Origin of the sequence: Bradyrhizobium sp. SEMIA (genome assembly GCF_014844175.1) — a bacterium.
GTDB lineage: Bacteria > Pseudomonadota > Alphaproteobacteria > Rhizobiales > Xanthobacteraceae > Bradyrhizobium > Bradyrhizobium arachidis.
On sequence record NZ_CP046601.1, the window covers coordinates 9,465,505 to 9,484,612 of the forward strand.

A 19,108-nucleotide genomic window follows, 5' to 3' on the forward strand; every position below is an offset into this window, starting at 1 on the left:
TTATAGCTCTCCCGCCGGAGAACAGGCCGGATGGTATCAGAATGCGTAGCCCGATCAGCAATTTAGAACGTTCGGCCCTTCAGTTTACCCTCGGCAGCATAACCCTGACCGTGGTAACACTGGCCTGCTTGTACCTTCACGCGCATTTCGCCGCGACGGCGTTCGCGTATTTGTTAGTGATCTTGCTGTTTTCGCTGATGGGCAGCTTCATCGCGTCGTCGGCGCTTTGCATCGTAACCATCGCTGGTCTCGCTTACTACTTTGCGCCGCCGGCGTTCAGCCTGCGTATCGATGACCCCCAAGATCTGCCGGTGGTTGTTGCATTCTTTATTGCCTCGATTGTGGGAGCGCACCTGATCGGAAAGCTCCGCCAGGAAAGAGAGGGTGCGCGTGTCGTTGCGGCCAAGCTTCAGCGGAGTGCGGCCGATTTGGAGGATCGCGAAAAGCGGTGGCGCGCCATCTTCGAGCACAATCCCGCCATGTACTTCATGGTCGATGAAGCCGGCATTATCCTCAACGTCAATACGCTCGGCGCGACACAACTCGGCTATGCTCCTGCTGAACTGATCGCTCGATCAGTGCTGGACGTATTTCTCGAGGAGGATCGCGTTTTCGTTCGCGAATGCGTTCGGACGTGCCTTGAGGATGTCGGACAAACGCGCACGTGGGACGTCCGCAAAGTCAGGAAGGACGGCTCGGTGTTGTGGGTACGTGAAAACGCCAAAGCCATGCTCTGGGGCGATGAGCAGCCCATTGTCCTTATCGCTTGCGAAGATATCACGGAGCGAAGGCGGACCGAACTTGCCCTGCAGCGGAGCGAAGCACATTTAGCCCAGGCGCAGGAGTTGAGTCACACAGGCAGCTTCAGCTGGAACCCCACTACGGGCGAGGCCTTCTGGTCAAAGGAAACATTTCGCATTTTCCAATTAGATCCTGACAGAGTGCAGCCGGGGCCGCAGCTCGTCGTTGAGCGCACTCATCCAGATGATAGGGCTTCGGTTAAAGAAATTATCGATCGCGCGATGCGAGACCCGAGCGATTTCGAGCACGAATACCGGCTTCTGCTACCGGACGGCTCGGTAAAGCACATCCATGCGCAGGCGCGGGCGACGAGAACAGCCTCTGGTGACATCGAGTTTGTTGGGGCAGCTACGGATATCACGGCGGCGAGGCGAGCAGAACAGCAGCTGCGCCGCAGCGAGGCCTATCTGGCCGAGGCCCAGCATCTCAGTCACACGGGCAGCTGGTCCTGGGACGTCTACGGTCTAGATTTCGTGTATCGCTCCGCCGAGGTCGATCGTCTGTTCGGCTTTAGCCCACAAGAGCCGGTGTCGATCGAGACCATTCGATCGCGCATCCATCCGGACGACTTGCCGCGGCTGGAGGAGGTGCAGCGCCAGGCGATTGAACACAAGGAGCGGCGGTTCGAATATGATTTAGGAGGTGCAGCGCCAGGCGATTGAACACAAGGAGCGGCGGTTCGAATATGATTTTCGTATCCTTCTACCGGATGGCGGGATAAGACGCATACACTCCGTTGCGCACGTGGTGGTTGGCAGCGATGGCAACGTCAGCGAGCTGATCGGAACACATATGGATGTGACCGAGCAACACGCAGCTAGGGAACGCCTGGAAAACACACTTGCCGCGCTGCGCGAAAGTGAACAGCGCTTTCGCGACTACGCCGAAACAGCTTCCGACTGGCTCTGGGAGACCGGGCCGGATCATCAGGTCACTCGCTTATCCGAGCACACCAGCGCTGCAGGAATTTTGGCGACAGGATTGATCGGCCTGCTTCGCTGGGACATTGCGTGCGACCTCGAAGAGGAACCCGAGAAGTGGCGGCAGCATCGGGCGACATTGGAGGCCCATCTTCCGTTTCGGGATCTCGTCTACCGCACCGTGAATCGGACAGGTTCTCCGATCTACGTCCGCACGAGTGGCAAGCCTTTTTTCGATGGAAAGGGCAATTTTCTCGGCTACCGCGGCGTCAGCACTGACATCACCGCTACCATTCGCGCCGATCAAGCCGAACAAGAACTACGAAGGGCACAGTCGGAGCTTGCGCATGTGACGCGTGTAACGACTTTAGGAGAGCTGACAACCTCCATCGCCCACGAAATAAACCAGCCACTCGCCGCTATTATCAGCAACGCCGATGCGTGCCTCGGTTGGATGGGCCGGGAAGCGCCTAATCTTTCCGCCGCCCGCTCTTCGGTGGAGTGGATCATCGAAGACGCAATCCGGGCAAGCGAGGTGATCCGTCGTATTCGCGCGCTCGCGAAGAAGGGCGAGATTGAGATGGCGGCGCTCGATATCAACGAGGTCGTTAAGGACGTCATTGCGCTGGTAACACGAGAGCTGGTGAGCCACCGAGTGACGTTACGAACCGAGTTGACGGCAGGGCTGCCTAGGATCCTCGGCGATCGGATTCAGCTACAACAGGTGATCATCAATCTCGTGATGAACGGAATCGAAGCCATGGAGGCAGTTACCGACCGGACGTGCGAACTGCTGATTCAATCATCAAAGAACGATCTGGGGCACGTCCACCTTGCCGTGACCGATTGTGGCATCGGCATCGCCGAGAACGACGCGGACCGCGTCTTGGATCCCTTCTTCACCACCAATGTGGCCCACGCCCACCGCCGCCCGGTCCACGTTCGTGACGATCGCGATACGCCCCTCTTCCTTGGGCCGGGTTGCGGCGACACATACGCGATTTCCGAATTTCGGTAAAGTGGAATATTTTTGGCGCGCGGCGTTGACCGATGGTTTGGGTGTTTTGCCCGACGGGCAACGCAAGATCTCGTAGCCCGAGGCCTTGTAGCCCGGATTGCGCGGAGCCTGTCATCGGGCGCGCATTCGCGCGACCCGTTGGCTCCATCCGCGCTACGGAACCTCCGTGTTGATTTGCTCATTGGACCTTCACGTTGGTATGGTTCATGCAAGCAACTTCAGCCTCTCCAATCCCCGACAAGAAAAGACAATGCCGAACCCGATCTTCCCGAGCTCCAGAGCCGATCGCATCCGCCACCTCCTCGCCGACCTCGTCGACTTCGACACGATCAGCGATCGCACCAATTTGCCTTTGATCGCCCACATCGAGAGCTATCTCGCCTTCCTCGGCGTCAAGGGCGAGCGCATTGTCGACGAGACCGGGCAGAAGGCTTCGCTGTGGGTCACGATCGGGCCGGAGGATCGCCCCGGCCTCGTGCTGTCCGGCCATACCGACGTCGTGCCTGTTATCGGCCAGGACTGGAGCCACGATCCGTTCAAGCTGGTCGAGCGCGACGGCAAGCTCTTTGGCCGCGGCACCACCGACATGAAGGGCTTTGTGGCGGTGTGCCTTGCCATGGTGCCGGAGATGCTGGAAGCCAAACTGAACACGCCGATTCATCTCGCGATCTCCTATGACGAGGAGATCGGCTGCGTCGGCGTGCGGCCGATGCTGCGCGAGGTGGCAAAGAAGAAGGTCAGGCCGCTCGGTGCCTTCATCGGCGAGCCGACCCACATGCAGGTCATCATCGGCCACAAGGGCAAGCACGGCGTGCGCGCCACGTTCCATGGCCTCGCCCGCCACTCCTCGATCGCGCCCGACGGCGTCAACGCGATCGAATATGCCGCCGAGCTGATCGTCGAGATCCGCCGCCGCGCAGAGAAGCTCGCGGCCGCGCGGTCGTCGGACAGCCTCTACGACGTTCCGCATTCGACGCTGCTCACCAGCATCGTGCATGGCGGCGCCGCGCTGAACATCGTGCCCGACACCTGCACGGTGGATTTCGAATGCCGCGGCATCGGCATCACCGAGTCGCGCGAGGTGACGGATGCGATCGTCGCCTGGGCCAAGGCCGAGCTCGAGCCGGCGATGAAGGCGAGGAATCCCGAGTGCGGCATCGATTTCGAGGAGATCCTCGACTATCCCGCGCTCGACACCGCCGCCGACGCCGGCATCGTCACGCTCGCCAAGAGCCTTGCGGGGCGCAACGACCACGCCAAAGTCGCCTTCGGCACCGAGGCGAGCCTGTTCGCCAGCATGGCCGATATCCCGTCGGTGGTGATCGGCCCGGGCTCGATCGCGCAGGCACACACGCCGGATGAGTTCGTGGAGATGGCGGAGCTGGAGAAATGCGCAGGCTTCGTCGAGAGATTGATCGCGCATTGTGCGAAGGGGTAGCCGCAAGCGACCCTGCCGTAGGGTGGGCAAAGCGAAGCGTGCCCACGACTCTACTATCATCGCGAGGAAACCGTGGGCACGGCGCTGCGCGCTTTTGCCCCCTACAAGAGCGACGCGCCTCAGCGCTCCTGCAAGGCCAGCCTGATGCCGACGGCGCAGTAGATGGTGCCGACCACCTTGCCCTGCCATTTCACCACCGCGGGATGACGGCGCAGGAGATTGCCGAGACGGCCGGCACCGACGGCGAACACGACGGTGCTGAGCAGGCCGAGCAGCACGAAGACGACGCCGAGGATGGCAAGCTGAAGCGCGGTCGCGCCGTGCTCCGGCTTCACGAATTGCGGCAGGAACGCCAGGAAGAACAGCGCGGTCTTGGGATTGAGCACTTCGGTCAGGACGGCCTGCCGGAAGGCGCGGCCCGCGCCGATCGCCGGCGCGCCTCCGTTCAGCTCGATCGGCGCCTTGTCGAGCATGGCGCGAATGCCGAGATAGACCAGGAACGCCGCGCCGGCATATTTGACGATGCTGAACAGCAGCGCGGAGGTCGCGATGATCGCCGACAGCCCGACGATCGCCATCGAGGTGTGGATCAGATCGCCGGCCGCAATGCCCGCCCCCGTCGCGATGCCGACCTTCGTTCCCGAGCTTGCCGCCCGCGCCATGGTGAGCAGCGTCGCCGGGCCCGGGATGAAGACGAAGCCGAGCACGATGAGGATGTAGGTGATGAGGGTCGCGTGGTCGATCATGTGATCAGCATTTCTTTCGCGAGTGTCCCTACGAAGCCGATGTCATGCTCCGCGAAAGCGGGGCATCCAGTACGCCGCGGCTTTTCGGCTCAAGCACTGCTGCCTCTGGCATACTGGATTGCCCGCTTTCGCGGGCAATGACACTGAGCTTGTGGAAACAGCAGCGCACCAAAGCAAAAGGCGCGGCCATCAGCCGCGCCTTTGTCGTTCCTAAACCGCGCCCGCCTTCTGCGCGTACTCCCATGACGCTTTCGACAGCGGCACGGTGCGCTTGGCAGATTCGAGCGCCTTGGCGTTGGCGGCGGTGCCGTCGCGGATGCGGCCGGCGATACCTTGCGTGATCCCTGCGAGGCGGAAGAGATTGTACGAAAAATACCAGTTGAGATCGGGCACGCTCATCCTGGTGACGTTGCAATAGATCTGCGCCGCCTCTTCCAGGCTCGGGATGTTGAGCGCCTTGATGTCGACGCCCTGCAAGCCCGGCATGATCCACTGCATGAGCAGATAGGTGAAATCGGCCATGGGATCGCCCAGCGTCGACAGCTCCCAATCCAGCACGGCCTGCACGCGCGGTTCCGTCGCGTGGAAAATCATGTTGTCGAGGCGATAGTCGCCATGGACGATCGAGACGCGCGCCTGCTCCGGCACGGTCTTGGGCAGCCATTCGGCGACCTTCTCGAACTCCGGAATGTGCTGCGTCTCGGACGCCCGATACTGCTTGGTCCAGCGGTCGATCTGCCGCGCAAAATAATTGCCGGGCTTGCCGAAGTCGCCGAGCCCGATCGCGACGGGATCGAACATGTGCAGCTTGGCCAGCGTCTCGATCTTGCTGGTGAAGATCTTTCGCCGCGCATCGGCGTCCTGGCTCGGCAGCGTCGGATCCCAGAACACCCGCCCCTCCTCCATCGACATGATGTAGAAGGCAGCGCCGATCACGCCGTCGTCCTGGCACAGCGCGTAGGCGTGTGCGACCGGAAATCCCTGCTTTCCAAGGGCCGCGATCACGCGATATTCGCGATCGACCGCGTGCGCCGACGGCAGCAATTTGCCAAACGGCTTTCTGCGCATCACGTAGGAACGCTTCGGCGTGTTGAGGCGATACGTCGGGTTGGACTGGCCGCCCTTGAACTGGAGCACGACCAGCGGGCCTTCAAAACCCTCGACGTTCTCGCGCATCCACGCCTCGAGGCGCAGCTCGTCGAAACGATGCCGCTCCTCGACCGGCTTGGTGCCCGAGAACTCTTCGTCTTTCCTGACGCCGTCAGCCACGGTGACGCTCCCTCTTCAGTCGGGACATGATCCTAATCGGTAACCGCTGACGCACTTGCGTCAAGCGGTCACCTCGATCGTGCCCTGTCGTTTCTTCAAGTCGGGAGCGCCGCTTTGGCTCTCCCTCTTAATGACTGGGAGAGTTTGCATACTTCCGAAGTTCAAGTCTGGCAATGGCGCGATTGTGCACCTCGTCCGGACCGTCGGCGAGACGGAGCGTGCGGATATGGGCGTAGTCCTTGGCAAGGCCCGCTTCATCCGAGACGCCGGCACCGCCAAAGGCCTGGATCGCCTGGTCGATGATCTTCAAGGCCATGTTGGGACCTGCGACCTTGATCATGGCGATCTCGAGCTGCGCGGTCTTGTTGCCGACCTTGTCCATCATGTCGGCGGCCTTGAGGCACAACAGGCGGTTCATCTCGATGTCGGTGCGGGCCTCGCCGATGCGCAGCTCCCACACACTGTGCTCGATGATCCTCTTGCCGAACGCGGTGCGCGAGGCGAGCCGCTTCACCATCTTCTCCAGCGCCTCCTCGGCCTTGCCGATGGTGCGCATGCAGTGATGGATGCGGCCGGGGCCGAGGCGGCCCTGCGCGATCTCGAAGCCGCGGCCTTCGCCGAGCAGGATGTTCTCCTTCGGCACCCGCACGTTCTGGAGCAGCACCTGGGCATGGCCGTGCGGCGCGTCATCGAAACCGAACACCGGCAGCATCTTCTCAACCTTGATGCCGGGCGTGTCGAGCGGAACCAGGATCTGCGACTGCTGCTGGTGCTTGGCGGCCGACGGATCGGTCTTGCCCATCAGGATCGCGATCTTGCAGCGGGGATCGCCGACGCCGGACGACCACCACTTGCGGCCGTTGATGACGTAGTGGTCGCCATCCTTTTCGATCCGGGTCTCGATGTTGGTCGCGTCCGACGATGCGACCGCCGGTTCCGTCATCAGGAAGGCCGAGCGGATCTCGCCGTCCATCAGCGGGCGCAGCCATTTGCGCTTCTGTTCCTTGGTGGCGTAGCGGATGAACACTTCCATGTTGCCGGTGTCGGGCGCGGAACAGTTGAACACCTCGGAAGCCCAGGTGATGCGGCCCATCTCTTCCGACAGCAGCGCGTATTCGAGATTGGTCAATCCCGCGCCGCGGAATTCGTCGTCCTCATGCTCGCTCGGCGGCATGAACATGTTCCAGAGGCCTTCGGCCTTCGCCTTCTTCTTGAGGTCCTCGAGGATGGGGATCACCTTCCAGCGCTCGCCGCTGCGATCCTGTTCGTCATAGATCGGCACCGCCGGACGCACGTGCTTGGCCATGAAGGACCGCACGCGGTCGAGCCATTCCTTCTGCTTCGGCGACAGATCGAAATCCATGGGACGCTCCTCGTTTTTCTCTCACTGGTCGTTTTGCGCCGGACTGTCCTCCCGCCGCGCACGGCCCGCAAGCGCGACTTGCGGGCGTTTCAGTGGAACCGGCCCGCGAGTTGCGAACGAGTCCCGATTGCGGATTGACTTTTCCCGGCCTTCAAACGATAGTTTCATACAACTGTTTGAATTGCAACTCCCGACGCCTCGTGCCTCGCACGTCATTCCGGGGCGACGCGAAGCGTCGAACCGGGAATCCAGAGATTGCGGCGCGGGATTCCGGGTTCGCGACTGCGCCGCGCCCCGGAATGACGAGGTCCAAGCCATGGCCAGCGATCACACCAGGTCCGCCATTCTCGCCGCCGCCGAACGGCTTTATGCCGACCGCGGTTTTGGCGACGTCACATTGCGCGACATCGTCGCGGAGGCCGGGGTCAACCTCGCCGCGGTGAACTATCATTTCGGCTCGAAGGACGAGCTGATCGCGGAGCTGTTCGTCACCCGCTCGATCGCGACCAACCGCGAGCGTCTGCGCGAACTGAAGGCGGCGGAAGAGCAAGGCGGCGGCCGCGCACCGATCGAGGTGATCCTGCATGCGCTGGTCGGCCCGACCTTGCGCGGCTGCCTCGGACCCGAGAACCAGCGCTCCACCGCGGCGCGCTTCATGATCCGCGCCTCGATCGAATCCGTGCCGCCGATCCGCCGCATCAAGAACCGCGAGATCGACCATTTGCGCAAATTCGCCGGCGCGATGCGCCGCTCCCTGCCCGACCGCAGCGAGGTCGAGATCTATTGGGGCCTGAACTTCGCACTCGCGATGGCGCACCACACCATCCGCGAGAGCGAGCGGCTGACGAAGCTGTCGGAAGGTAAATGCGATCTCGACGACGTCGAGGACGTGGTGGAGCGGGTCGTCAGCGTCGCGACGATGGCGCTGACGGCGGGACGGACGGAGGCGAAGGCGCCGGCGAAGATCGCTGCGCGCTAAACTCTCGTTTGACGCGTTTTCTTTACGCGAACCGGCATCCACTTCGCTCGAAAACGCATTGATCCTCACATCATCGCGATGCAGTCGATCTCGACGTCGAAGGGGCCGAACCATTCCGGCGTGCAGACGAAGATCCGCGCCGGCGGATCATTGGGGAAATAGCGGGCATAGACCGCGTTGAACGCGGCGAAGTGTTTGGTCGAGGTGCAGTAGACGTTGCACTTCATGACGTTGTCGAGCGAGGCGCCGGCCGTCTCGAGGCACAGCTTCATCTGCTCCATGATGATCTCGCTCTGCCGCTCGATCGGCATCTCCGCAAGCTCGCCGGTCTCGGGATCGAACGGCGGCAGGCCGGCGACGAAGATCATGTTGCCGGCGCGCGTCACCGGCGAGGTCGGCGCCTTCCAGCGATCGAGAAAGGACGAGATCGGTTCGACGAGGAGCGCTTCGCGTTTCATGGACCACCTTCGGTTCGAGCGAGACTGGTGCCTGACTACATTATTCTGCAGCCAGCATGTTTCGCTTCTGATCGAAGTGTGGCGGCGGGTTAGCCCCGCTGCGGCATCTCCTCGGCCTCTTCCTTGGCGAGCAGCAGCAGCATCTCGATGCCCATCTCGCCTTCCTGCGGCGAGCGGATGAACTTGATCTCGTCGGCGCTCTGTCGCAGCGCGGCGATGATGGCGACGGCCTGATTGGCGGTGGCCGCCTCGGTCGCCAGAATTGCCTTCTGGTCCTTGGCCTGGAACCCGATCGTATAGGACATGCGCTTCCCTCCCGACTTACGGGAGGAGATCAGACTCGCGCGCGAAGCGGAAGCCTGTGCGACTACGGACCGGGTTTATCTGGGGATTGCGCGCAAGCTCTACGCAAGGCCCGGTCTGCGCCACACTGAGGTCACCAATCCATGCTCAACATTCCGGCGCCGGCGTCGTGCTACGCTAGGCCCAGCATCGCGCGCGCGTCCTGCGCGGTCGCAACGCTCGCGCCGAGGCTTTTTAGAATGCCGGCGGCGTGCGCGACCAGCTCGGCATTGGTCTTCGCAAGCACGCCCTTGGACATATAAAGATTGTCCTCCATGCCGACGCGGACATGGCCGCCGAGCAAATAGGCCTGCGCAACCATCGGGAACTCGGCGCGGCCGATACCGAAGCCGGACCAGATCGCGCCCGGCGGCAGCAGGCTGCGGGCGTAGAACATCGTCTCCGGCGTCGCGGAGAAGCCGTATTTGACACCGAGCACGAGCGAGAACAGGCCCGGCCCCTTCAGCGAGCCATCAGCGAGCATGTCGCGCGCCAGATGACAGTCGCCGGAATCGAACAGCTCGATCTCCGGCAGCACGCCCGCCGCCTTCATCCGCTCGGCCATGATCCGGACGTTGCGCGGCGTGTTGATCACGACCTCGCCGCCGGAATTCATGGTGTTGAGGTCGAGCGTGCAGATGTCGGGCTTGATGAGCTCGATATGCGCGACGCGCTTTTCAGGTTGAAGCAGCGTGGTGCCGGGGGCGGCGACACGAGGATCCTCGACCGAGGGCACGAAACGGCCGCCGGGACCAGTGGTGAGGTTGATGATGAGGCTCTTGTTGCGGGCGCGGATGCGATCCACGACATCGCGGTAGAGATCGATCTCCATCGATGGCCGCCCCGTCGCGGGATCGCGCACATGAATGTGCGCGATGGCGGCGCCGGCGTCGGCGGCTTCCAGCGCCGAGGTCGCGATCTGCTCGGGCGTGATCGGCAGGTACGGCGACTGCTCGGGCTTTGTCAGGTTGCCGGTGATGGCGCAGGTGATGATGGTTTTGCCGGTCATAAAATCAGATGATCCCCTGCTTCTTCAGCTCCTCGATCTTCCCCGCATCATAGCCGAGCTTGCCACCGAGGATTTCCTGGGTGTGCTCGCCGAGCAGCGGCGGGGCGCGGTAGGTCTCGATCGGGGTCTCCGAGAGGGTCAGCGCGTTGCGGATCAGCGACAGATCGGGCTCGAAGGGATGGTCGACCTTCACGCGCATGCCGCGCGACTGCACGTGCGGATCGGAGAACACCTGCTCGAAATTGTTGATCGGGCCCGACGGCACGCCGGCCTCCTCCAGCTTCTCCAGCCAGTACGCCACCGGCTTTTTCAGGAACAGGCCGGCGAAGATCGCCATGATCTCCTTGCCGTGCACGACGCGGTCGTTGTTCTTGATGAAGCGCGGATCGGTGGCGAGCCCGGGCTCGCCGAGCACGGCGCATGTGCGCTGGAACTGGCCGTCATTGCCGACCACCAGCATCAGTTCGCCGTCGGTGCAGCGGAACACGCCGGCCGGCATGCCGCCATTGCCCCAGGTGCCGCGGCGCGGCGGCATCTTGCCGTTGACGAGGTAGATCTGCAGCCAGTGCGACAACGAGGCGATCACGGTGTCGAACAGGCAGACGTCGATGTGCTGCCCCTGCCCGCCATTGACGTCGCGATGGTAGAGCGCCGAGAGGATGCCGATCGAGGTGTTCATGCCGGTCATGTAGTCGACGATGGAGGGGCCGACCTTCATCGGCCCCTCGCCCGGCTCGCCGTCGATATGGCCGGTGACGCTCATCAGGCCGCCCATCGCCTGGAGGATCGCGTCATAGCCGGCGCGCGGCGCGTAAGGGCCGGTCTGGCCGAAGCCGGTCACCGAGCAGTAGATGATCTTTGGGTTGATCGCCTTGATCGTCTCATAGTCGAGGCCGTAGCGCTTGAGATCGCCGACCTTGTAGTTCTCCATGAAGACGTCAGCGTCCTTGGCAAGCTCGCGGATGATCGCCTGCCCTTCCGGCTTGGCGATGTTGACGGTCACCGATTTCTTGTTGCGGTTGGCGCAAAGGTAGAACGAGTTGTTGTTGTTGGCCTTGCCCTCGGGATCGGTCAGGTAAGGCGGGCCGAAGGCGCGCGCGTCGTCGCCGGTGCCCGGCCGCTCGATCTTGATCACCTCCGCGCCGAGATCGCCCAGCATCTGGGCCGACAGGGGGCCGGCAAGCACGCGGGTGAGGTCAAGGATCTTGATGCCTGAGAGCGGCAAGGCCGACATGTAAGTTTCCTCCGGGAACTGGTGTTGGCGCGGCGGCTCGAGCCAGGCCGCGCTCCCTGCGGATACACCATTTTCGTTCCCCGAGCACTGCGCTCCAGGCATACGGCCATCCCCGCCCCGGCGGCAGCGAATTTCCGCGCCGCGAAGATAGCCTCAGGTCGCGACCGCCGCAGCCACCTGCGGCCTTCGCCGGCCGAGCAGCACCAGGATCAGCACCGTGGCGCAGGAGAACACGAAGGTGAGACCGAGCGCGCCGCGGCTGCCGAACTCGGTGAGCAGGCCGGCCAGCAGCGGCGGCGAGATCGCCGAGGCAAGATTGAGCGGCAGCGCGATCATCGACATCGCCTTGGCGAATTCCGCCTGGTCGTAGAACACCAGCGGGATCGTCGCCCGCGCCACTGCCATCGCACCACTGCCGGCGCCATAGAGCAGGATGAAGACCGCGACCGCCCAGGTCGCCCCCTCGCTCAGCATCAGGAGCAGCATGGCGACGGGCAGCGCCGTACCGGCGACGAGCCCGGTCGTGATGCCGTCCCAGCGTCCGCCGCCGAGGAAGTCGAGCCCGCGGGCGCTGACCTGGATCACGCCCAGCATGGACCCGAACGCGATCGCCTGCGCCGGCGCCAGTCCCTCCGCCCGCAGCAGCTCGATGAACACGGCGCTGAGGCCGAAATTGACGAAGGCATTGAGCGTGATCGCAGAGACCACGAGGCCGAACGTGCTGCGCGCAATCCGCGGCGCCTCCGCGCGCTTCGCCGGCGCAGCACCGTCGTCCTTCGCGACGGTCTGGCGCGGTGCTGCGAACGCATAGAGCGGCAACGACACGAGGATCAGCATCGCGGCATAGACGAGGCAGGTCCCGCGCCACCCGAGATGGCCGCTGAGGAACGACGTGGCCGGCCAGAAGATGCTGCTGGAAAGGCCCGTCACCAGCATGAGCGCGCCGATCGCGCTCTTGGCCTGCCGCCCGGCGATCTCGTTCAGCATGATATAGGCGCCGGTCGAGAGCGTGGCGCTGCCGGCGACGCCGAAGATGGTCCAGGCGGCGAAGTAGAGCACCGGCTCGCGCGCGAAGGACAGCAGCACGAATCCGGGCACGGTGAGGACCGTCCCGACCATCATGACCTTGCGCGCGCCATGCCGCGCGAATGCCTTGGCAAGCCAGGGCGCGCACAGGCCCATCGTGACATAGAGAACGGAGGTGCCCCCGAACACCGCCGGCAGGCTCATGCCGAGGTCAGCCGCAAGATCGCGCCCGACGATGGCGGGAAGCCCGATCGTCCCCCATCCAATGAGTTGGGTGATCGCCAGCACCAGCAGGACGCCGATGAGCCTGCTGTCAGATTTCAAGAACCGCATTCCAACCGTCGCCTGCCCGGCAGGCGCCGATCACGCCTGTGACGCCCGTCTTACCCGGAGACTCAGCGCGGGGGAACGCCAGCCGCCGAAATGGCAGAATGCAGCCGGGAGCATGTCAGCAGGAGGCAGTAGCCCCTACCCCGCGAGCCCGAGCAGGGATCGCGCCTCGGCCGAGGTCGCGACGCGCCGGCCGTGGCGCGCGACAGCCTCACAGGCGACGGTCACGAGCTCGGCGTTGCTGGCGGCCAGGCGCGTCTTGTCGATCCTGATATTGTCCTCGAGCCCGGTGCGGACCGCATCAGCGCCTCGCGCGAGTGCCCAGCCCATGACCTCGGCCTGGTGGCGCCCGATCCCGGCCGCGGTCCACGTCGCCTTCGGAATCAGCCGTTTCAACTCTCCCAGAAGGATGTCGAGCACGTGCTCGTCAGCCGGCATGGCGTTCTTGACGCCCATGACGAACTGCACATGCGGACGCTGGTCCATCAGCCCCGCCTCGATCAGGCGGCGAGCTCCATGCAGATGCGACAGATCGAAGATCTCGATCTCCGGCCGGATGCCATTCGTCTTCATGCCGGTGGCGAGGGTCTCGACCAGGGCGGCGCTGTTCTCGTAGACGATCGTCGGAAAGTTCACCGAGCCCGTGGACAGCGAAGCCATGTCGGGCTTCAGATAGAGCGACGATCCGCGCGCCGAGGGATCGCGGCCTCGCCCGCCGGTCGAGAACTGAACGATCATTCCCGGGCAATGCTTTTTGATGCCCTCCTGCACGAGGGCAAAGCGCTCGGGGTCGGAGGACGGCGTCTCGTCATCGTTGCGAACATGGATGTGGGCCAGCGTAGCGCTGGCCTCGAAGGCTTGTTGCGTCGATTCGATCTGTTCCGACGGCAGGATGGGCACCGCCGGATTGTCTTTCTTGCGCGGAACGGAGCCGGTGATAGCGACAGCAACGACGACGGGGTTCATCCCTTGACCTCATGATGATCGCGCTCGCGCGCAGAAGGTTCGAGTGGGCAATTACGTAATGCGTCGAGCCTGCCGCTGCAAACATCATCGCTCGCAGCGGCATGGCTCCTTACACTCTTCAGGTCGGAATTGCGGCCGCACCGCCCGCCGCCTCCGCGCGCTGCCGCTCATAATCGGCCCGCGGCATCGGCACGGCCTTGGGATTGCCGAGATCGTCGATGCTGATCCGGTAGGTTTCCCGCGCGGTGACCGCCGCCAGCGCCGCGATGACCGTGATGCCGAAAGCGATCGCCCCGACCGTCAAGGGAATGTTGGCCGAGCCGGGAGGCGCCACGGTCGCGAACAAGGCCGGGAGCAACGCGGTGATGGTCGTGCCGATGTTCTGCGAGATCGCCATTGCCGACACGCGGGTGCGGGTCGGAAACAGCTCCGGGTAGAAGCTCGGGAAGATCGCGTTGTAGCCCTGGTAGACGACGCCCCACATCAACAGCGACAGCAGGATCGCGAGCGGCACGTTTCGGATGCTGATGGCATAGAGGTAGCCGAACGCGAGCAGACCGGAGAGCAGCGCGCCCACGATGATCGGAGGCTTGCGGCCGACCTTGTCGGAGAGATGGCCGACGAAGGGAATGACGAACACGGCCAGCATGTTTCCGAGCACCGGGATCCAGAGATAGACGTCCTTGGCGAAACCGATGCCGTAGGCGGGCTGCACCGCGTAGGCCGCACCGAAGATGGTCGCAACGACGGGGATGACGTTCATCAGCGCCATGCAGATGACCCTGAGCATGTCGCGCCAGCTCAGCTTGATGGCCTGGACGATGGGCGCCCGCGGCGTTTCCCCCCGCTCGCCCTCGCGGGCAAAGGCCGGGGTCTCGTCGACTTCGCGGCGAATGATGTAGCCGGCGACGATGACGAAGAAGCTGAGCAGGAACGGGATCCGCCAGCCCCAGCTGTTGAAGGCTTCGGTCGGCATATAGGCCGCCAGCGGCAGGAACACGGCCGCCGCCAGGATCTGTCCGGCCTGCACGCCCTGGAGCGCGAAGCTCGCATAGAAGCCGCGCCGTCCGAACGGTGCGTGCTCCAGGATCATCGAGCTGGCGCCGGAGATTTCACCGGCCACGGCAAAACCCTGCACGAGGCGGAGGATGACGAGCAGGATCGGCGCCAAGATGCCGACCTGCTGATAAGTCGGCAGAAGCCCCACCGCCATGGTCGAGATGCCCATCAGGAACATGCAGACGATGAGCACGGTCTTGCGGCCATGGGTGTCGCCCCAATGTCCGAGCACGAAGGCGCCGATCGGCCGGGCCACGTAGCCGACGCCATAGGTCGCCAGCGATGCGACGATGGCAACCGTGGGATTGTCCGACGGGAAGAAGATTTGCGGGAAGATCAGCGAGGCGGCGGTGGCGTAGATGAAGAAGTCATAATATTCGAGAGCCGAACCGATCCAGCCGCTGGCAGCGGCCTTCCTGGACTGACTCGTCTGACGGGTCGCGGTCATCTCAAAATTCCTCCACTGGGTTTTTCTGACGTCCCGCTGCCGGGCTTCTTGGAGCAATTGGGCAGCACTCTCCGCCCGCTCTGCGAAAGCTTCGCGAGCGCTTGTCACTGCCGATAGGTGTCTGATTGGTCGCGACAATAGGCTATCGCTGGGCTAACACAATTACCCAGTTATGCGAGAAACCTAACATGATGTTATTTGCACGCGAAGGCTCACCCCCCACAGCATGGGCGCGGACCGACCCAACAAGCTGTTACAGAGAGATCAACTCAGGCTGATTGAAGGTATGGCGAAAGACGCCGATCAGACTCAGCTCGGCTATCAGCACACCCATTCATCGCCATTTCCGCGGCGGCTTCGGCGCGGCACCGGCCGGTTGACTGTCGTCGTGCAGTGCACGCCATCCGCGGCTTCCAGTCACACAAGACCAGCAAACGCGCAGTCAGGCAGTGTGGCCGGGATCGACCTGCTTCGGCGTCTTCTTGTCACGCTGAGGCGTCATCTTCGCCGGGTCAGGTGCGTTGGGCACACCTCGGGGGCCCAACTGATCACGCTGGATGTCGTCTTCGGACCGTGAAGGTTCGACGCCGTTCGGCTCACGAGGCTTGCTCATCATGAGCTCCTTGTTTTTTGCAGGTCCGCTGTCGGACGCCTCAAATTCCCAGCGCGTTCTCGCCGGCGTCGCGGCCGGGCACGCTGACATGGACTTCGTGGCCCTCACGCAGCGCCAGGGACGCTGCCGCGACAGCCGACTCGAATGCGGCTTCCTTGGTGGCATATCTGCTCTTGACGTCGCCGTCGTGCAGCACGCCCCATTCGTCCTGCACCGGCACAATTGTGTATTGAGCAAGGCCCATGGTCTCCTCCTCCAGCTCTTTCCAATCCGTGTCTATCGTTGCGTGAGCTGCGGGTGCGCGGCGGTCACGCGCCACACCGTGTTGCCGCTGTCGTCGGCGACCAGCAGCGCACCTGATTTGTCGATGGCGACGCCGACCGGGCGGCCACGCGCGTGGTTGTCGTTGTCGAGGAAGCCGGTCACGACGTCCTGCGCCGGGCCGCTCGGCTTGCCGTCCGCGAACGGCACGAACACGACCTTGTAGCCGTTCAGATTCTGCCTGTTCCAGCTGCCGTGCTCGCCGACAAAGGCACCGCCCCGATAGGCGCTCGGCAGGCTGGTGCCGGTGGTGAAGGCCATGCCGAGCGGCGCGACATGCGAGCTCAGCGCGTAATCAGGCACGATCGCCTTGGCGACGAGATCCGGCCGCTCCGGCTTGACGCGGGGATCGACGTGCTGGCCGTAATAGCTGTAGGGCCAGCCGTAGAAGCCGCCGTCCTTCACCGACGTCATGTAATCGGGCACGAGATCGGGACCGAGTTCGTCGCGCTCGTTCACCACCGTCCAAAGCACGCCGGTCTGCGGCTCGAAGCTGAGGCCGTTCGGATTGCGCAGGCCGCTTGCAAAGATCCGCCAGCGCCCGCTGGCGCGGTCGACCTCGAGGATGGCGGCGCGATTGTGCTCGGCTTCCATGCCGTTCTCGGTGATGTTGCTGTTGGAGCCGACGCCGGCATAGAGCTTCGAGCCATCGGGGCTCGCGACCAGACTCTTGGTCCAGTGGTGATCGATCGGACCGCCCGGCAGCTCCGTCAACACCGTGCCCTGCGCGGTGATCTTGGTGTCGCCTTCCGTGTAGGGATATCTGACGATCGCGTCGGTGTTGGCGACGTAGAGGTCGTTGCCGACCAGCGCGACGCCGAAGGGCGAATTGAGGTGATCGAGGAAGACGCTCTGCGCATCAGGCACGCCGTCGCCGTTGGTGTCGCGCAACAGCGTGATGCGATTGCTCGGTCCGGTATCGCCGCCCGATGTCGCCCAGGACTCGACATAACCCATCACGATTTCCTTGGGCCGCTTGATCGGCGCGGATTTCGGCGCCTTGGATTCCACCACCAGCACGTCGCCATTCGGAAGCACGTAGAGGAAGCGCGGATGCTGCAGGCCGGTCGCAAAGGCCTTGGCCTGGAGCCCCTGCGCAACAGTCGGCGTCTCGTCCTTCTTCCAGCCGACGATGCGCGCGATGTGCATCGGCGGCAGCAGATATTGCTGGATGTCGGGCAGTTTTGGATTGGCGCCGATCTGCGCCTTGGGATCGCCGCTGCCGTCATTGCACCCCGCGAGGCACAGCAGCGACGAGCATACAAGCGCGTGGGCAATTGAGAATTTCATCGCGCAACTCCTACGCCGTGGCGGTACACCATGGCCCAGCCGAGCCAACCAGTGACGGGCAGGATCAGCACGGTGATCGCCGAGAGGATGAGCCCGGTCGGCCACACCGAGGTCCAGGCATCGCGCGTGTGGATCAGCAGGTTGAAAATCGCCAGGATCAGTGCCACGGCGTTGCCGATCAGATGCGGCCAGGCCGGCGGCTGTGCCCGCACCAGGCGGTTGCCGAGGAAATCGGTCAGGCCCGCGATCGCCGCCAGCACGCCGAAGACGACGCCGAACAGCAGAAGCCAGGCGGAGAAATCCGCCCACATGATCTCGGCGCTGACGACATAGGCGATGTCGGTCAAGAGCGCGCCGATGAAGCACGCAATCGGGATCGGCACCAGCATTGGATGAATTGGATGGCCTGCGATTTGCGCGGTGGAGCGCACGCGCACAGCTTCTTGCACGGTTGGCCTCATGTGGCTTTCGCCCTGCCCGACCGGCCAACTCGTGCTTGCAGCGAAGGTTCCTACACCTGCGCAGTCATGCCAGGCCGGCCAGATAGGCCGCATAGGCGCGCTTCAAGCCATCGTGAAGCGAGGTGGTCGCGCGCCAGCCGAGCCCATTGAGGCGGCCGACGTCGAGCAGCTTGCGCGGCGTGCCATCGGGACGCGAGGTGTCGAAGCTGATCTCGCCGCTGTAGCCGACGATCTCGGCTACGACACGCGCGAATTCGGCGATGGCAATGTCCTCGCCGGTGCCGATGTTGATGAGCTCAGGCCTCGAATAGGTCTTCATCAGGTGCACGCAGGCATCCGCCATGTCGTCGACAAAGAGGAACTCGCGCCGCGGCGTGCCGGTGCCCCAGACTACGACATTCGTCGCGCCGGACACTTTCGCCTCGTGGAAGCGGCGGATCAGGGCGGCGACCACGTGGCTCATCTCAGGATGATAGTTGTCGCCGGGGCCGTAGAGATTGGTCGGCATCACGCTGATGAAATCGCTGCCATACTGGCTGCGATAGGCCTCCACCATCTTGATGCCCGCGATCTTGGCAATCGCATAGGGCTCGTTGGTCGGCTCCAGCGGGCCGGTCAGCACGGAATCCTCGCGCAGCGGCTGAGGCGCCAGCTTCGGATAGATGCAGGACGAGCCCAGAAACATCAGCTTCTCGGCGCCGTTCTGGTGCGCGGCATGGATCACGTTGGCCGCGATCGCTATGTTGTCGTAGATGAACTCGGCGCGCAGCGTGTTGTTGGCGACGATGCCGCCAACCTTGGCGGCGGCAAGGAAGATCACCTGCGGCCGCACGCGCGCGAACCAGTCGAACACGGCGGCCTGGTTGCAGAGATCGAGCTCGCGGCGGTCCACCGTGACGAGCCTCGCATCGCGCACGGTCTCGAGCCGGGTCAGGCCGATGTCGGGCTCGTAGCGCGGCACGCGGGCAAGACCGGAATCGACCACGATGCGGACGCCTTCGATGGTGAGCGAGGTTT

17 protein-coding genes and 1 pseudogene are annotated in these 19,108 nt (G+C 63.7%); 3 read left to right on the forward strand and 15 right to left on the reverse strand.

From position 1 onward, the window contains the following. Nucleotides 1-41: 41 nt before the first annotated feature. Together FOM02_RS45455 and argE are read left to right on the forward strand one after the other, a co-directional pair. Nucleotides 42-2,628 (forward strand): annotated as a pseudogene (locus tag FOM02_RS45455) (PAS domain S-box protein); the annotation flags it as partial. Between the two features lie 361 nt (nucleotides 2,629-2,989). Then, nucleotides 2,990-4,177, forward strand: a complete 1,188-nt coding sequence (argE, locus tag FOM02_RS45460; RefSeq protein WP_027564425.1) for an acetylornithine deacetylase — start codon at nucleotides 2,990-2,992, stop codon at nucleotides 4,175-4,177. 119 nt (nucleotides 4,178-4,296) lie between these two features. Here the strand turns inward: argE and FOM02_RS45465 are convergent, their stop codons facing one another. The 3 genes from FOM02_RS45465 to FOM02_RS45475 form a co-directional block, all read right to left on the reverse strand. Continuing rightward, entirely contained in the window at nucleotides 4,297-4,923 is a 627-nt protein-coding gene (locus FOM02_RS45465) for a LysE family translocator (protein WP_027564426.1), read from the reverse strand. Between the two features lie 210 nt (nucleotides 4,924-5,133). Beyond that, a complete protein-coding gene (locus FOM02_RS45470; protein WP_027564427.1) occupies nucleotides 5,134-6,192 on the reverse strand; it encodes a phosphotransferase family protein in 1,059 nt (352 codons plus the stop codon). A gap of 127 nt (nucleotides 6,193-6,319) precedes the next feature. Then, nucleotides 6,320-7,555: an acyl-CoA dehydrogenase family protein gene (locus tag FOM02_RS45475; protein ID WP_265441251.1), complete on the reverse strand. Its 1,236-nt coding sequence runs from the start codon at nucleotides 7,553-7,555 to the stop codon at nucleotides 6,320-6,322. 316 nt (nucleotides 7,556-7,871) lie between these two features. Here FOM02_RS45475 and FOM02_RS45480 point away from each other — a divergent pair, with 316 nt between their 5' ends. Further along, nucleotides 7,872-8,534: a TetR/AcrR family transcriptional regulator gene (locus FOM02_RS45480; protein ID WP_027564429.1), complete on the forward strand. Its 663-nt coding sequence runs from the start codon at nucleotides 7,872-7,874 to the stop codon at nucleotides 8,532-8,534. Nucleotides 8,535-8,599: 65 nt separating this feature from the next. On the opposite strand, the gene FOM02_RS45485 is transcribed toward FOM02_RS45480, so the two are convergent. The 12 genes from FOM02_RS45485 to FOM02_RS45540 all read right to left on the reverse strand — a co-directional run bounded on the left by FOM02_RS45485 (nucleotide 8,600) and on the right by FOM02_RS45540 (nucleotide 19,052). Beyond that, nucleotides 8,600-8,992 (reverse strand): RidA family protein, encoded by a 393-nt coding sequence (locus FOM02_RS45485; protein ID WP_265441252.1) that lies wholly within the window; start codon nucleotides 8,990-8,992, stop codon nucleotides 8,600-8,602. An 89-nt stretch (nucleotides 8,993-9,081) separates the two neighbouring features. Continuing rightward, nucleotides 9,082-9,297: a hypothetical protein gene (locus FOM02_RS45490; protein ID WP_027564431.1), complete on the reverse strand. Its 216-nt coding sequence runs from the start codon at nucleotides 9,295-9,297 to the stop codon at nucleotides 9,082-9,084. 170 nt (nucleotides 9,298-9,467) lie between these two features. Next, complete coding sequence (locus FOM02_RS45495; RefSeq protein ID WP_027564432.1) at nucleotides 9,468-10,343, reverse strand: 3-keto-5-aminohexanoate cleavage protein; 876 nt, start codon at nucleotides 10,341-10,343, stop codon at nucleotides 9,468-9,470. 4 nt (nucleotides 10,344-10,347) lie between these two features. Next, complete coding sequence (locus FOM02_RS45500) at nucleotides 10,348-11,577, reverse strand: CaiB/BaiF CoA transferase family protein (protein ID WP_027564433.1); 1,230 nt, start codon at nucleotides 11,575-11,577, stop codon at nucleotides 10,348-10,350. Nucleotides 11,578-11,730: 153 nt separating this feature from the next. Further along, entirely contained in the window at nucleotides 11,731-12,936 is a 1,206-nt protein-coding gene (locus tag FOM02_RS45505) for an MFS transporter (RefSeq protein ID WP_027564434.1), read from the reverse strand. Between the two features lie 135 nt (nucleotides 12,937-13,071). Beyond that, on the reverse strand, nucleotides 13,072-13,899 hold the full coding sequence (locus FOM02_RS45510; RefSeq protein WP_027564435.1) for a 3-keto-5-aminohexanoate cleavage protein: 828 nt from the start codon (nucleotides 13,897-13,899) through the stop codon (nucleotides 13,072-13,074). A gap of 118 nt (nucleotides 13,900-14,017) precedes the next feature. Then, nucleotides 14,018-15,406: an MFS transporter gene (locus FOM02_RS45515; protein ID WP_027564436.1), complete on the reverse strand. Its 1,389-nt coding sequence runs from the start codon at nucleotides 15,404-15,406 to the stop codon at nucleotides 14,018-14,020. A gap of 442 nt (nucleotides 15,407-15,848) precedes the next feature. Beyond that, nucleotides 15,849-16,019, reverse strand: a complete 171-nt coding sequence (locus FOM02_RS45520; RefSeq protein ID WP_167336494.1) for a hypothetical protein — start codon at nucleotides 16,017-16,019, stop codon at nucleotides 15,849-15,851. A gap of 40 nt (nucleotides 16,020-16,059) precedes the next feature. After that, nucleotides 16,060-16,263 carry a hypothetical protein gene (locus tag FOM02_RS45525; protein ID WP_027564437.1) on the reverse strand — a complete coding sequence of 68 codons (204 nt, stop codon included), beginning with the start codon at nucleotides 16,261-16,263 and terminating at the stop codon, nucleotides 16,060-16,062. Between the two features lie 32 nt (nucleotides 16,264-16,295). After that, nucleotides 16,296-17,630: a PQQ-dependent sugar dehydrogenase gene (locus FOM02_RS45530; protein ID WP_027564438.1), complete on the reverse strand. Its 1,335-nt coding sequence runs from the start codon at nucleotides 17,628-17,630 to the stop codon at nucleotides 16,296-16,298. Then, entirely contained in the window at nucleotides 17,627-18,079 is a 453-nt protein-coding gene (locus FOM02_RS45535; RefSeq protein WP_027564439.1) for a DUF2231 domain-containing protein, read from the reverse strand. The genes FOM02_RS45530 and FOM02_RS45535 overlap by 4 nt, the downstream gene beginning before the upstream one ends. A 76-nt stretch (nucleotides 18,080-18,155) precedes the next feature. After that, nucleotides 18,156-19,052 (reverse strand): GDP-L-fucose synthase, encoded by an 897-nt coding sequence (locus FOM02_RS45540; RefSeq protein WP_322597004.1) that lies wholly within the window; start codon nucleotides 19,050-19,052, stop codon nucleotides 18,156-18,158. Nucleotides 19,053-19,108: the final 56 nt, after the last annotated feature.

Excerpts from the sequence above, each read along its gene's own strand:
- argE (WP_027564425.1), top strand. The coding sequence starts at position 2,990 with ATGCCGAACCCGATCTTCCCGAGCTCCAGAGCCGATCGCATCCGCCAC.
- FOM02_RS45465 (WP_027564426.1), bottom strand. The coding sequence starts at position 4,923 with ATGATCGACCACGCGACCCTCATCACCTACATCCTCATCGTGCTCGGC.
- FOM02_RS45475 (WP_265441251.1), bottom strand. The coding sequence starts at position 7,555 with ATGGATTTCGATCTGTCGCCGAAGCAGAAGGAATGGCTCGACCGCGTG.
- FOM02_RS45480 (WP_027564429.1), top strand. The coding sequence starts at position 7,872 with ATGGCCAGCGATCACACCAGGTCCGCCATTCTCGCCGCCGCCGAACGG.
- FOM02_RS45485 (WP_265441252.1), bottom strand. The coding sequence starts at position 8,992 with ATGAAACGCGAAGCGCTCCTCGTCGAACCGATCTCGTCCTTTCTCGAT.
- FOM02_RS45490 (WP_027564431.1), bottom strand. The coding sequence starts at position 9,297 with ATGTCCTATACGATCGGGTTCCAGGCCAAGGACCAGAAGGCAATTCTG.
- FOM02_RS45495 (WP_027564432.1), bottom strand. The coding sequence starts at position 10,343 with ATGACCGGCAAAACCATCATCACCTGCGCCATCACCGGCAACCTGACA.
- FOM02_RS45500 (WP_027564433.1), bottom strand. The coding sequence starts at position 11,577 with ATGTCGGCCTTGCCGCTCTCAGGCATCAAGATCCTTGACCTCACCCGC.
- FOM02_RS45505 (WP_027564434.1), bottom strand. The coding sequence starts at position 12,936 with ATGCGGTTCTTGAAATCTGACAGCAGGCTCATCGGCGTCCTGCTGGTG.
- FOM02_RS45510 (WP_027564435.1), bottom strand. The coding sequence starts at position 13,899 with ATGAACCCCGTCGTCGTTGCTGTCGCTATCACCGGCTCCGTTCCGCGC.
- FOM02_RS45515 (WP_027564436.1), bottom strand. The coding sequence starts at position 15,406 with ATGACCGCGACCCGTCAGACGAGTCAGTCCAGGAAGGCCGCTGCCAGC.
- FOM02_RS45520 (WP_167336494.1), bottom strand. The coding sequence starts at position 16,019 with ATGAGCAAGCCTCGTGAGCCGAACGGCGTCGAACCTTCACGGTCCGAA.
- FOM02_RS45525 (WP_027564437.1), bottom strand. The coding sequence starts at position 16,263 with ATGGGCCTTGCTCAATACACAATTGTGCCGGTGCAGGACGAATGGGGC.
- FOM02_RS45530 (WP_027564438.1), bottom strand. The coding sequence starts at position 17,630 with ATGAAATTCTCAATTGCCCACGCGCTTGTATGCTCGTCGCTGCTGTGC.